Below are 14912 nucleotides of genomic sequence, written 5' to 3' on the forward strand. Positions count from 1 at the left end.
ATATTTGTTTAGAGGAATTCAAGGACTAGACCAATGCTGTTTATTCGGTATTTTTAGTTATTTTTTTCAAAAAAATAGTTTTTGTTCTGCTTTTCCAATATAAAAAGACTTTCTTTTTTATAAAGTTCGCGTTTTGGTCAAAATTACTATTTTTTTCACAAACAAATCCGCTGTATTGTCCAAAAATAAAAACAATTTACAGGAAAAACATCTTATTTTAACGGAATTTACTGTTTTTTATTTAACGGATATATTATGATAGGAAAAGAAGAGCAGCGTGATGGGGGAAGGCTCTTTTTGTTGTTTGTTACTTTGACAATTGTTTGTTGCAAATGGGTTGAAACACAAGGAGGAAATTTGTGAAAAAGTTGAGCTTTAAAAAAGTGAAGTGGGGCATGCATTTTTTAATGGCTGTTGCGTTGATAGCGCCAAGCGTTACTAGTACGGCATATGCAGTAGAAACAACGAGTCAACAAAGTTCAGAAGCAGTAACAAGTACCACCGATTCAAGTAGAAAACAAGAACCAGTCATTACACAGGAAACAACAGACATCAAACAAGAAGCACCAAATCAGGCTACGAGTGACAGTGTCAAGCAGTCACAAGAAACCACAGCACCAACAGAGACGACGAATTTAGAAACGTCAACCGCTGAAAAAGAAGAAACGAGCACGCCGCAAAAAATAACAATTTTAGGTACGTCAGATGTTCATGGTCAATTATGGAATTGGTCTTATGAAGATGATAAAGAACTACCAGTTGGTTTGTCCCAAGTAAGTACAGTCGTCAACCAAGTCCGGGCACAAAACCCAGCAGGCACCGTTTTAATTGATAATGGCGACAATATTCAAGGCACTATTTTAACAGATGACTTGTATAATAAAGCGCCTTTAGTGAATGAAAAGACCCATCCAATGATTACCGCCATGAATGTGATGAAGTATGATGCAATGGTTTTGGGGAATCATGAGTTTAATTTTGGTTTACCGTTAATCAAAAAAATTCAACAAGAAGCCACTTTTCCAATCTTGTCTGCGAATACCTACAATAAGGAAGATGGTCTTCGTTTTGTTGAAGGGACTACCACGAAGGAACTTGATTTTAATCAAGATGGGCAGCCAGATTTAAAAGTTGGGATTATCGGCTTAACAATTCCGCACATTCCTTTGTGGGATGGCCCTCGTGTTACTTCGCTTAATTTTTTACCTTTGAAAGAAGAAGCAGAAAAAGCAGTTACTGAGTTGAAAGCTAACGATCAGGCTGACATTATTGTTGCCTCGATTCATGCGGGACAACAAAATAGTGATCCGGCTGCCAGCGCCGACCAAGTAATTGAAAATGTCGCGGGGATTGATGCGTATATTCTGGGTCATGACCACCTTTCTTTTACCAAGCAAGGAGCAGCGCCGAATGGAAAAACTGTACCGGTAGGGGGACCGAAAGATACGGGGACAGAGGTTGTCAAAATTGATCTTTCAGTTGCTAAAAATGCCGATAAGTGGGAAGTGCAAGAAGGTACAGCAACGATTGTACCAACAACGAATGTTCCAGCAGATGAAGCAGTTAAGGCAGCGACAAAAGAATACCATGAGCAAACGCGAGCGTTTATTCAGGAGGAGATCGGCACAGCAACAGCTGATTTTTTACCAAAACAAGAAATTAAAGGAATTCCCGAAGCACAATTACAACCAACAGCGATGATTTCTTTAATTAATAACGTTCAAAAAGAAGTGACAGGTGCACAATTAAGTGCGGCAGCGCTGTTTAAATACGACAGTAAATTACCTGCGGGGAAGATTTCCTATGCCACGATTTTTGATATCTACAAATACCCGAATACCTTAGTGAGTGTTCCCATTAACGGTGAAAACTTACTGAAGTATTTAGAAAAACAAGGGGCGTACTATAACCAAACACAGCCAGATGATTTGACCATTAGTTTTAATCCAAACATTCGTGTATATAACTATGACATGATTTCTGGAGTGGACTACAAGATTGACATTTCAAAACCAGTGGGTGAACGAATTGTAGATGCGAAAATTGACGGCCAACCGCTGGATCCTGCCAAAGAATATACGATTGCTATGAATAATTATCGTTACGGCGGTTTAGCTAGCCAAGGGATTCAAGTAGGGGAACCTATTAAAAATTCTGATCCAGAAACCTTACGAGGAATGATTGTTGATTATATTAAGAAAAAAGGAACGCTTGATCCAGAACAAGAAATCGAACGAAATTGGTCAATTATTGGGACAAATTTTGATGAAAAATGGCGTGCCAAAGCAATCGAATTAGTGAATGACGGCACTCTTCAAATTCCGACTTCTCCTGATGGACGTACACCAAACGCCGCCGCTATTACGAAACAAGATGTCCGTAATGCGGGCTTTGATTTAGATAATGCATATACCATTATGCATACAAATGACGTTCATGGACGACTAGAAGCAGGGAAAGGCGAATTAGGTATGGCGCGTCTAAAAACTTTTAAAGACCAAGAAAACCCAACCTTGATGGTGGATGCAGGGGATGTTTTCCAAGGATTACCAATCTCCAATTTCTCCAAAGGCGCGGATATGGCCAAAGCCATGAATGAAGTTGGTTATGATGCCATGGCGGTGGGAAATCACGAGTTTGATTTTGGTTTAGAGATTGCACTAGGTTATAAAGACCAACTGAATTTTCCGATTTTATCTAGTAATACGTATTACAGAGATGGCAGTGGACGGGTTTTTGATCCGTATACAATCGTAGAAAAAGCCGGGAAAAAGTTTGCCATTGTAGGTGTGACGACCCCAGAAACAGCAACGAAAACACACCCGAAAAACGTGGAGAAGGTGACATTTAAAGACCCGATTCCAGAAGTAGAAGCGGTGATTAATGAAATTAAAGAGAAGTACGCGGATATTCAAGCTTTCGTGGTTACTGGGCATTTAGGCGTAGATGAAACGACGCCGCATATCTGGCGTGGTGATACGCTAGCAGAAACCCTTAGTCAAACATATCCTGAGTTAGATATTAATGTGATTGATGGACATTCGCATACAGCCGTCGAAAGTGGCAAACGTTATGGCAAAGTGATCTATGCTCAAACAGGTAATTATTTAAATAATGTTGGAATTGTCACAGCACCAGAGAATGAACCAACTAAGAAAACAGCAAAATTGATTCCAGCAGAAGAGTTGCTAGGATTGCCAGAAAACCCGGCAGTTAAAGCCATCGTTGATGAAGCACGAACGAATTTTAACGCTGAAAATGAAAAAGTAATTGTCGATTATATTCCATTCACATTGGATGGACAACGGGAAAATGTGCGCACACGAGAGACCAACTTAGGGAATTTGATTGGTGATGCGATTATGTCATATGGCCAAGACGCGTTTAGTCAACCTGCTGATTTTGCAGTAACTAATGGTGGCGGCATTCGCGCTGATATTAAGCAAGGACCGATTAAAGTTGGGGATGTCATTGCTGTGTTACCTTTTGGCAATAGCATTGCGCAAATTCAAGTAACCGGTGCTCAAGTTAAAGAAATGTTTGAAATGTCTGTTCGTTCGATTCCACAAAAAGATGAGAATGGCACAATTTTACTAGATGATGCTGGCCAACCAAAACTTGGCGCAAATGGTGGTTTCCTACATGTTTCAAGCTCCATTCGTATCCACTATGATTCCACAAAACCAGGTACTCGCTTGGCTAGTGACGAAGGCAATGAAACAGGACAAACGATTGTCGGTAGTCGCGTATTAGGAATAGAAATTAAAAATCGGCAAACACAAAAGTTTGAACCATTGGATGAGAAGAAACAATACCGGATGGCTACCAATGATTTCTTAGCTGCTGGTGGTGATGGTTACGATATGCTAGGTGGTGAACGAGAAGAAGGGATTTCACTAGATGCTGTCTTAATTGAATACTTGAAAAGTGCAACCAGCTTGCGGTTGTATCGTGCAGCAACGACGATTGATTTAGCACAATATAAAGAACCATTCCCAGGCGAACGAATTGTTTCTATTTCGGAAGAAGCTTACAAAGAGTTAATCGGTGGAGGAGAGACGCCAAAACCAGATCCAAAACCAGACCCAAAACCAGATCCGAAACCAGATCCAAAACCAGACCCAAAACCAGACCCGAAACCAACACCAGAAACACCAGTAGCAACCAATAAACAAAACCAAGCGGGAGCAAGACAGAGCAATCCATCCGTAACAGAGAAGAAAAAGTATGGCGGCTTTTTACCTAAAACGGGTACAGAAACAGAAACGCTTGCATTATATGGTTTACTGTTCGTTGGACTTTCTTCTTCTGGCTGGTATATTTATAAACGACGTAACAAAGCTAGTTAGTCATTTTTTAAGAACCGTCCTTCGGGATTGGTTCTTTTTTTATTTTAATGCTTGCCATTTGTTTTTAATTTTAGTATTATAAGAATATTCCAAAAATTAAAAAATGAAGAGTTTTTTCTGTGAAGGGAGAAAGGCATGAAAAGTAAACGTATAAAAGGACTTATCGGGTTAAGTTTAACAACGCTATTAGTTTTAGCTGCTTGTGGTGGTGATGGGGGAGCTGGCGCCGAAAAAGCAAAGGGCGGATCAGAGAAAACTGCCGCTAAACAAGAATTTAAAGTAGTGGTTCAACAAGAAATGCCTTCTGCAGATTTATCTTTAGGAACAGATACAATTAGTTTTACGGCACTGAATAATGCGTATGAAGGAATTTATCGTTTAGATGATAAAAGCAAGCCGCAACCAGCAGGAGCTAAAGAAAAAGTGCAAGTCAGTGATGATGGTCTGACGTACACAGTGAAACTAAGAGAAGAAGCAAAATGGTCCAATGGTGATCCTGTCACAGCTGCCGATTATGTTTTTAGTTGGCAACGTACAGCAGATCCTCAGACTGGCGCTGAGTATGCTTATTTTCTAGAAATGATTGAAAACGGCGCAGATATTGTAGCTGGTAAGAAACCAGTCTCTGAATTAGGCATTAAAGCAAACGGAGATTACGAGCTAGAAATTAAACTGGCAAAACCAACACCATATTTTGATTATTTACTGGCCTTTCCACTATTTTTCCCGCAACATCAAGCAACCGTAGAGAAATATGGCAAAGATTACGCTGCTTCCAGTGAAAAAGCAGTCTATAATGGTCCGTTTGTCTTAGCTAACTTTGAAGGGGCTGGCTCAGATACCAATTGGACTTTGGAAAAAAATGAAAACTATTGGGATAAAGACAATGTCAAATTAGATAAAATCAATTTTGATGTTGTCAAGGAGGCGCCAACTGCCTTGAACTTATTCCAAGATGGTCAAGCAGACGATGTTATTTTAAGTGGCGAATTGGCCCAGCAAATGGCGAAGGATCCAGAATTGGTTATCGAAAAAGAAGCACGAACCAGCTATTTGGAATTTAATCAGCGAGATAAAAATTCACCGTATAATAATGTGAATTTACGCAAAGCAATTTCAGCAGCGATTGATCGCAACGCATTAGTAGATAAAATTTTAGGCGACGGCTCAGTAGTCGCTACCGGCTTAATTCCAGAAGGGATGTCGTATTCGCCGACAGATGACAAAGATTTTGCTGATGAAAATAAAAAAATTGTTGAATATAGCCCAGAAAAAGCAAAAGAATATTGGGCAAAAGCTAAGAAAGAATTGGGCATAACAACACTCAAAATGGATATTGTTGCCGATGATGTCGATTCTACGAAAAAGTTAGCGGAATATATTCAAGGTACGTTAAAGGATACTTTAGAGGGCATTGATGTAACAGTGAGCCCAGTGCCGTTTTCAGTTCGAATTGATCGAGGCAGTCGCGGCGATTTTGAGACAATCTTAGGTGGTTGGGCTGCGGATTACGCAGATCCAAGTAGTTTCTTAGACCTTTTTGTTACTGGTAATAACTATAATCGCGGGCGTTTTTCAAGTAAAGCCTACGATGAGTTGATCGAGGCTTCAGCCACAAGAGATGCTTCAGATCCTGAAAAACGTTGGGAAGACATGGTTAAGGCTGAGAAGTTATTGATTGGTGAAGAGACCGCTTTAGCCCCACTTTATCAAAAGGCGACTGCCCATCTACGCAGTAAAGAAGTAAAAGGTGTCGTTGCCCATGGTGCTGGTGCACAATATGATTATAAGTGGACATATGTAACAGAAGAGTAGTTAAAAAAGAGACACAGAACAAGTCAAATCGACTGTTCTGTGTCTCTTTTAATCAAAATATTTCTGCTGTTCTTCTTTTAATTTTTCTGGGGTTACATCTTCACCAGTAGGATCATAAATAGTGACGCCCATTAATGTTTTATTGAATTGTTCACGAATGGTTCGCAAATATTCTTGTCGCAAATCGACACGAAGAGCTTGTTCTTCAGATGTTAAACCTTGTTCACGCTCTTTTTGTGCAAGCGTATTAATTCTTTTTAAAACCTCTAACATTTCTCATTTCCTTTCTATAATAATTCTTTTGCTAGGCGTTCAAACGATTGAAAGCGCGTTTGTTTGTCATAACCTGGGGTGATTAGCATTGCTTCTGTCAACCCTAGTTCTTCTTGTTGGTGGAAAAACTCCGCAACTTCTTGGCTACTACCAATGACAAAGCGTTGTTTATTCTGTTCTAAAACCAGTTTGTCCATTTCACTGTAAGGGAAAGCTAGGGCTTCTTCTGGCGATAAAAATTTATTAGGAAGCCCATGTTCGGTGGCAAAGATATAATGCTCGAAACTAGCCGCATGGTATTCTGCTTCTTCTTTCGTGTCGGCGGCAAAAGTGAAATACGCAGCGCTCACTTGAGGCTCTTGTTGTTCAGTTACTGGTCGGAAATGCTTGTAATATGCTGACAATACTTCTTTGGGCAAATGTCCATGAATAAACTGTGCAAAGGAAAAATTAATGCCATATTCACCAGCTGAATGTGCGCTTTCTTTACTAGCACCTAGTAACCAAGGTTGTGGTAATAGAACTTCCCGCGGAACAGCTGAAATTTTAGAATATAAATGATCTTCAGGAAATTCCTCTTTTAAAAAGAGTAAAATTTCAGGTAATTTATCAAATTGATCTAGTTGTGGTGGCTGACCATTATTTAACGCCAACGTAGTTAATGGGCTGCCACCAGGCGAGCGGCCCATGCCTAAATCGATTCGATCAAGATATAAAGCTACTAACGTTTTAAACGTTTCTGCGACTTTAAATGGCGCATAATGCATGGTCATGATGCCACCCGCGCCAACACGAATTTTTTCGGTGGCACTAGCAATATGTGCAACTAAAATTTCTGGCGTTGCACTGGCAAAGGCGTCTGAGCCGTGATGTTCGGCATACCAAATTCTTGTGTAACCAAGTTTTTCCGCTAATTGAGCGAGTTCTTTGGCTTCTTGTAATGTGTCGCTTGCTGATTGATTTTTAGGAACCGTTAATTGATCTAAGATACTTAATTTCATGTATGTAGTCTCCTTTTTGGTTGTTTTTTTGAAGCTACCGCTATTATTACGCAAACATGTCAAAAAAAATAGTACGCACTTTTTAATTCCCTAGTGAGCGAAAAGTAACAAATAGATGTAGCCAAGGTCGATGATAAAAAATTCTCCACTATGGCTTTTTGATGCTTTGTGTTAAAATGGAACATATGTACGCAATCAGCAATTGGAAAGGTGACAACATGTACGAATATATTATTGGAAAAGTAACGTTTGTTAGCCCATACTATATTGTCGTTGAAACAAATGGCATTGGCTATCAGATTTCAGTCGATAACCCGTATCGCTATTCAGGAAAAATGGATACGGATATTAAACTATATCTTCACCAAGTCGTGCGGGAAGATGCACAACTTTTATTTGGTTTTGGCAGTTTAGATGAAAAACAATTGTTCTTAAAATTAATCAGTGTCTCTGGAATTGGCCCTAAAAGTGGCTTAGCTATCATGGCTTCTGTGGCTGATCATGGTGGTTTAATCAATGCAATTGAAGGGGAAGATGTTACATATTTAACGAAGTTCCCAGGTGTTGGCAAGAAAACAGCCCAACAAATGATTTTAGATTTAAAAGGAAAATTAGGCGAATTAGAGTCTTCCGAAGCAGCGGTTGCGGCCATGACCGCAACCGAAGCGGTGACAACAAGCAATCAAGCATTGGCAGAAGCGTTAGAAGCATTAAGTGCCCTAGGCTACAGTGACCGAGAGATTAAGCGCATCACTAAGCAATTGGAAGCGTTAGGTGAGACAACGACAGATGTTTATTTAAGCAATGCGTTAAAATTCATGATGAAACGCTAAGGAGGAATAACGATGACAGAAGAAGAACGGTTGCTTTCAGCTGCAAGTCAAGAAGCAGAAGCTTCAATTGAAAAATCGTTACGTCCACAATTTTTAGCACAATATATTGGTCAAGACAAAGTAAAACAAGAACTAACGATTTATATTGAAGCGGCGAAAAATCGGAATGAAGCGTTGGATCATACCCTTCTTTATGGTCCGCCAGGTTTAGGGAAAACGACAATGGCGATGGTCATCGCCAATGAAATGAATGTGAACATTCGTACCACAAGTGGACCAGCCATCGAACGGGCGGGAGATTTAGTCGCTATTTTGAACGAATTAGAGCCTGGTGATGTGTTATTTATCGATGAAATTCATCGTTTGCCGCGAGTGGCGGAAGAAATGCTGTATTCCGCAATGGAAGATTTTTACATTGATATCATGGTCGGTCAAGGAACCACGGCACATCCCGTTCATTTTCCGTTACCGCCTTTTACTTTAGTGGGAGCTACCACACGGGCAGGGATGCTTTCAGCGCCATTACGAGATCGTTTTGGGATTATTTCTCACATGGAGTATTATCAAGAGCAGGATTTAAAAGAAATCGTTCTCCGTTCCGCGGATATTTTTCAAACGGAGATTTTTGAGGAAGGTGCCTTTGAAATTGCGCGCCGCTCGAGAGGGACCCCCCGAATTGCTAACCGTTTGTTAAAACGTGTCCGTGATTTTGCTCAAGTCCAATCAGATGGCAAAATCGACCGAGCGATTGCAGACAAAGCGTTAACCTTGCTGCAAGTGGACCATCAAGGCTTGGATTATGTCGATCAAAAATTGTTGAAAACAATGATTGATTTATACGGCGGCGGTCCAGTTGGTTTAAGTACCTTGTCTGTAAATATCGGTGAAGAAACCGAAACGGTGGAAGATATGTATGAACCCTATCTTATTCAAAAAGGTTTCATTAAACGAACACCACGAGGACGAATTGCAACGCCATTTGCGTATGCACATTTTGGGTATGATTATTTAGAGGGTCATAAAAATTAAAAATAAGTCAAAAGAAAGCAAGCCTTAACCGCTTGCTTTCTTTTGTTTCACGTGAAACGTTTGTTCTTATTTGGGAGAGTGGCATATTTCAGCTGTTGTAGGTATACTGTGTTTGTAATCGCTTTTAAATTGGAGGGATCAATGTTGAATAAAGAAATCAAAGGGGCATTAATTGTTTCTTGCCAAGCGTTGGCAGACGAACCGTTGCATAGTTCTTTTATCATGTCCAAGATGGCTTTGGCCGCTAAACAAGGAGGGGCTAAAGGCATTCGAGCAAATTCTGTGGTAGACATTCGAGCAATCCGGAAAGAGGTAGATTTACCAATCATTGGGATTATTAAACGAGATTATCCTGACGCAGAAGTATATATTACCGCAACTATGCGTGAGGTAGATGAATTAATGGCTGTTCAGCCAGAAATTATCGCTCTCGATGCAACCCATTCGAAACGACCAAATGGCGAAACGTTAGCCACATTTTTCAAAAGAATAAAAGAAAAGTATCCTAACCAAGAATGGATGGCGGATTGTTCCACGCTGGAAGAGATGATTGAAGCGGCGGAGTTAGGCTTTGATTATATTGGCACAACGTTAGTCGGCTATACGCCGCAAAGTGAAAATCAGCGGATTGAACAAAATGATTTTGAACTGTTAAGAGAAGCAAAGAAGCATTTTACTACACCAATCATTGCAGAAGGAATGATTGATACGCCAGCAAAAGTCCAACGTGTTCTGGAGCTAGGTGCTTATAGCGTGGTGGTGGGATCTGTTATTACACGACCGCAAAAAATTACTGAAAAATTTGTGGAAGCTACGAAAATAAAACAGAATCAAGCATAAACTAAATACACTATCGATACACTTGTTATTTTTTGATCAATACACTTCAATACGGTCGCTTTTTTTCTAGAGAAAGTGGAATCTTTCAATAATGAAAAGGGATACACTCCGTTTGGCATAGTCCTTGCTGATAATAAATCAGTGTATAAAGCGCTATCATTTTTATGGGAGGGGTTTTATGAAGGGTTTATCAAAAAAAAAACGGGTGTCTACTTGGTTAGCGTTAGGAATCACCGTAGTCAGCTGTTTTGCGTTAAGCGGGGAAGTGCAAGCAAGTGTTGAAAGAACAAAAGTTGATGAATTTGCGAATGTTTTAGATGTGAGTGCATCACCAACCGAACGGACGAATGGCGTATACGATACCAATTATTTTAATAATTTTTCTGATTTAGGTGCATGGCATGGCTACTATTTACCTGAAAAAAGCAATAAAGAGCTACTGGGTGGTTTTGCGGGGCCATTGATTATTGCGGAAGAATATCCAGTAAACTTGGCGGCAAGTTTAAACAAATTAACGGTCAAAAATAAAAAAACGGGAGAAACCTATGATTTAAGCCAAAGCAACCGCATGGACCTGTCTTATTATCCTGGGCGCCTAGAGCAAACCTATGAATTAGACGATCTAACGATTCATTTAGCTTTAATTTTTGTCAGCAATCGAACGGCGCTTATCCAAACGACACTTGAAAACACTGGTGAAGAGCCCTTGTCACTTGAAGCAAGCTGGACAGGTGCGGTCTTTGACAAAATTCAAGAGGGAACGGAAACCTTAGATATTGGCACTCGTTTAACTGCTAAAGACAATGACATTAAAGTGAATTTTGGTGAAGTCAGAGAAACGTGGAATTATTTTGCTACGAAAGACACAAAATATACGATTCATCATGCGGATAAAGTTTCAACAAAAATTGATAATCGGAATTATACAGCGACCGCTGAACCTATTGAATTGAAGCCTAAACAAACGTACAACACCTATACGACAGAAAGCTATACTTTTACAAAAGAGGAAGAGGCAAAGGAACAACAACAAGCACCCGAATATACCAAAAATGCGGCACGCTATTTCAAAGAGAACAAGCAAAGGTGGCAAGGGTATCTAGATAAAACGTTCGATCAAAAGAAAACAGCAGAATTTCCTGAATATCAAAATGCGCTAGTCAAATCGATTGAAACGATTAATACCAATTGGCGAAGTGCGGCAGGTGCCTTTAAGCATGACGGGATTGTTCCGTCCATGTCTTATAAATGGTTTATTGGTATGTGGGCTTGGGATTCGTGGAAAGCGGATGTAGCAACGGCTGATTTTAATCCTGAGTTAGCTAAAAATAATATGCGGGCCTTGTTTGATTATCAAATTCAAAAAGATGATACCGTACGTCCACAAGATGCAGGAGCGATCATTGATGCTGTCTTTTACAATCAAGACAGTGCGCGTGGTGGTGAAGGTGGCAACTGGAATGAACGAAATTCTAAACCACCATTGGCTTCATGGGCAGTTTGGCATATTTATCAAGAAACCAAAGATAAGGAATTTTTAAAAGAAATGTATCCCAAACTTGTGGCTTATCATAATTGGTGGTATACCAACCGAGACCACAATAAAAATGGGATAGCAGAATATGGAAGCATGGTCAGTGATGCTCACTGGCAAAAAGACGACAAGGATCAAATCATTAAAGATAAAAATGGCCAACCTAAAGTGGACGATGATGCTGTTATTGAAGCAGCCGCGTGGGAAAGTGGTATGGATAACGCTACACGGTTTGACAAAGAAGGTGTGGGCAAAGGCGATGACGGAGTTAAAGTTTTTGAAAATAAAAATAAAGGAAAAGTAGTGGGGTATTCGATTAATCAAGAATCAGTGGATTTGAATGCGTATCTCTACGCTGAAAAGGGCTATTTAGCTTCGATAGCAGAAGAACTAGGCAAAAAAGAGGACTATAAGAACTATCAAAAAGAAGCGAAGAAACTAAAAAAATATATTCAAGAAAATATGTTTGATGAAAAAACGGGCTTCTTCTATGACTTACAAATAAATGAAGACGGCTCGAAAACAAAATTGTTAGTCAATCGTGGCAAAGGAACAGAAGGCTGGTTGCCGCTTTGGGCAAAAGTAGCGACCAAAGAACAGGCGGCGGCAGTTAAGAAAAACATGATGAATCAAGAAATGTTTAATACCTTTATGCCATTCCCAACGGCATCCAAAGACAATGAAAAATTTGCTGCAACGAAATACTGGCGAGGACCAGTTTGGCTTGATCAAGCCTTGTTTGGTGTAGAAGCTCTTCAAAACTATGACTATACAAAAGAAGCAAAAGAAATGACACAAAAACTCTTCTTACATGCCGAAGGATTGATGGGAGAAGGCCCTATTCATGAAAATTATGATCCACTGACAGGGAAGGGCTTAAGTACGAAAAACTTTAGTTGGTCAGCAGCAGCGTACTATTTACTGTATAAAAACACCTTATTAAGTAATAACCCCACAACGCAAACCGCTTTTGAGATAAAATAGAAAAACAGCTCTTGAGGAAATATCACTCAAGAGCTGTTTTTTTCTTCACTTGCTACAATCTGTTTCCTTCTGAATTTAATTGAATGTAATTTATTTGTTTTAATAAATATATTTCATTTAATTAAAGAAAATATCTAAAAATAAAAATATATGTACTTTTATTAAAAATGTTATTTAATAAAAATGAAATAGATATTCGATGGAATTGATTGTACAATGATTAGTGAAGAGTGGGTTTAACGGAACCGAGTAATAAGAAATAAACTAATATTGAAACCAAACATTGCGACACCTCCTGCTCTAAGTTATATTGAATTTCATTATAAGACAGATATCTTAGTTTCTTCAAGAACGAATTAGAAAAGTTTTTTTAAATTTGTTGACGTCTAACAATTATAATGTGCAAAAAAATAATTTAAACAAATATATTATTTGATTATTTGGTAATATTAAAGTTCGTAAAAATAATTTTTTATAAAATATTATATTTTAGTTAATAAAAAAATAATACTTAATATTAACTTATTAATAGAAAGGAGCATATTATGGATGTGTTAGAGGCATTAAAGTATTTTAGAAAAAAGAAAAAAATTGCTCAGAAAGATGTTTTACCAAAAAAAGGGAAACAAACCTATCGAAGAATCGAAATTGGTGAAGCCAAGCTAAGTTACGAGGATTTAATGACAGCATTACAGTCACTGGGGATTACCTTTAATGAATTTTTTCATATGGTCTCTGAAACAAGAAGTACGGCTTCATCTAAAATTATGCATCAAATTGAATGTTGTCAAATGGGAGTGAACAATACAAGTGAAAAAAAGAACCTGATTCATTACTTTTATCAATTAGAGCGCAATCCCCACAAAAACGCAGTGGAGATGTCTATTTATACAGATATTAAGCTAACTTTCAGTAATGATTGGGAGGAAATTCCAGAATTTGACGAACCTGATCGAATGGCAATTCTAGCACTTATCTCTAGCAAAAGCTACTATACATATTACGATTATCAAATGGTGACTAATACAGGAGCGTTATTTTCTGAAAACGAAGTCCTTCAGATTCTTGAGCAGATGTTTCCTGTCAAAGATGCTGAATTACGTGATACCCAAACATTAAATGTCGCCTATGGTTTTTATCTAAATATCATTACAGCGCAACTTTATAAGAAAAATTATGCGAAAGCCCGGGAGTATTTAGCGCTAATGAGTGTTACCACGATTCCTGCTGAAATTTACTATATTCATTTTAACTTACGTTACTTAAAAAACCTTACGTATTATCTGTACACTGGCAAAATGAGATACTATAAAGAAGTGATCGCCGTTATCGATATGATTGAAAGTTTTGGCGATGTACGTTTGGCGGAAGGCATGAAAAAAGAAATGCTTCAGCTGACGGCTGGGCGGACATTTAATTTAGATTATGGACAATTTCCTGTGAATATTGTCACTGAAAAATAAAAAACACCCCCGCAAGGTCAAACTTGCGGGGGGTGCTGATGTTAAACAATAATGTTATCTCTAATCATATCTAAATCTTTAATCAAAATTTTGCGGTTACGTAGTTCGATTGCCCCTAACTCTTTTAGTTGCTGCATCATCCGGTTAACGCTACTAGCAGAAGTTATCCCACAAAAATGCGCAATTTCTTCATTGGTCACCACGAAATCAATTAAAATACCTTCCTCTGTTTCTACGCCAAATGAATCGTACATTTCATAGATTTGTGTACAAACGGCCCCAAATTTGCCATTCATTAACATTTGCTGCATCTTTTTCATGGAATGCATTAAACGGTCCCGATAGTATTCTTTGACATACATTTGCAAGTCTTTACTATTATTGATATCCCGCCAAAATTGAACACGGTCGATTTGATAAAGTTCTGCTTGTGGAGATTCGATGCGAATATTAAAAGGTGCATCAATAAATTCTGAATATTCATCACGTAGCAATGAAACAATTTCCAAATTGTTGATATAACGTAAATTAAATTCACGACCGTCTTTGGAAATAACGCTAGTTTTGATGATGCCACTTTTTAAAATATAGGCATAACGATCTTGCAGTCCTTCATAAGTTAAATAATTTTTCTTCTTTTTTACAACGACTCGAAAAGAATGTTCATCTAAGTAGTCTTGTAAAACATTTCTCATTGGCGGTAACTCCTCAATTATCTCTAAATATTTTTGTTTTTGCCTGTTGGGCTTCCTTCTTATTTAAGCGAATTGGACATCATATGTCAATAACAA

The 14912-nt window shown here is 38.6% G+C and carries 10 protein-coding genes; 7 read left to right on the forward strand and 3 right to left on the reverse strand.

The window, feature by feature from the left end:
* The first annotated feature begins 359 nt into the window (after nt 1–359).
* The gene (locus IGM13_RS00270; RefSeq protein ID WP_048945225.1) at nt 360–4349 is read left to right on the forward strand and encodes a 5'-nucleotidase C-terminal domain-containing protein; all 3990 of its coding nucleotides are present in this window, start codon (nt 360–362) and stop codon (nt 4347–4349) included.
* Nucleotides 4350–4484: 135 nt separating this feature from the next.
* Nucleotides 4485–6164, forward strand: coding sequence for a peptide ABC transporter substrate-binding protein (locus tag IGM13_RS00275; RefSeq protein WP_002361487.1), 1680 nt, complete (start codon nt 4485–4487; stop codon nt 6162–6164).
* A 48-nt stretch (nt 6165–6212) separates the two neighbouring features.
* Here IGM13_RS00275 and IGM13_RS00280 read toward each other — a convergent pair whose 3' ends face one another.
* Entirely contained in the window at nt 6213–6437 is a 225-nt protein-coding gene (locus tag IGM13_RS00280) for a DUF896 domain-containing protein (RefSeq protein ID WP_002356070.1), read from the reverse strand.
* Nucleotides 6438–6451: 14 nt separating this feature from the next.
* Nucleotides 6452–7438, reverse strand: coding sequence for an LLM class flavin-dependent oxidoreductase (locus IGM13_RS00285; protein WP_002419432.1), 987 nt, complete (start codon nt 7436–7438; stop codon nt 6452–6454).
* Between the two features lie 218 nt (nt 7439–7656).
* Here IGM13_RS00285 and ruvA point away from each other — a divergent pair, with 218 nt between their 5' ends.
* From ruvA to IGM13_RS00310, 5 genes are all read left to right on the forward strand, one after another.
* On the forward strand, nt 7657–8271 hold the full coding sequence (ruvA, locus tag IGM13_RS00290) for a Holliday junction branch migration protein RuvA (RefSeq protein ID WP_002367580.1): 615 nt from the start codon (nt 7657–7659) through the stop codon (nt 8269–8271).
* 12 nt (nt 8272–8283) lie between these two features.
* On the forward strand, nt 8284–9300 hold the full coding sequence (gene ruvB / locus IGM13_RS00295; RefSeq protein ID WP_086269758.1) for a Holliday junction branch migration DNA helicase RuvB: 1017 nt from the start codon (nt 8284–8286) through the stop codon (nt 9298–9300).
* 141 nt (nt 9301–9441) lie between these two features.
* Nucleotides 9442–10140 (forward strand): N-acetylmannosamine-6-phosphate 2-epimerase, encoded by a 699-nt coding sequence (locus IGM13_RS00300; RefSeq protein WP_002370615.1) that lies wholly within the window; start codon nt 9442–9444, stop codon nt 10138–10140.
* A gap of 178 nt (nt 10141–10318) precedes the next feature.
* Complete coding sequence (gene ygjK / locus IGM13_RS00305; RefSeq protein ID WP_002419430.1) at nt 10319–12658, forward strand: alpha-glucosidase; 2340 nt, start codon at nt 10319–10321, stop codon at nt 12656–12658.
* Nucleotides 12659–13203: 545 nt separating this feature from the next.
* Nucleotides 13204–14121 (forward strand): helix-turn-helix domain-containing protein, encoded by a 918-nt coding sequence (locus tag IGM13_RS00310; RefSeq protein ID WP_002419429.1) that lies wholly within the window; start codon nt 13204–13206, stop codon nt 14119–14121.
* Nucleotides 14122–14162: 41 nt separating this feature from the next.
* Here the strand turns inward: IGM13_RS00310 and IGM13_RS00315 are convergent, their stop codons facing one another.
* A complete protein-coding gene (locus tag IGM13_RS00315) occupies nt 14163–14816 on the reverse strand; it encodes a Crp/Fnr family transcriptional regulator (protein ID WP_002356081.1) in 654 nt (217 codons plus the stop codon).
* Nucleotides 14817–14912 lie beyond the last annotated feature (96 nt).

This window comes from Enterococcus sp. DIV0561, from assembly GCF_050539875.1.
GTDB classification, from domain to species: domain Bacteria; phylum Bacillota; class Bacilli; order Lactobacillales; family Enterococcaceae; genus Enterococcus; species Enterococcus faecalis.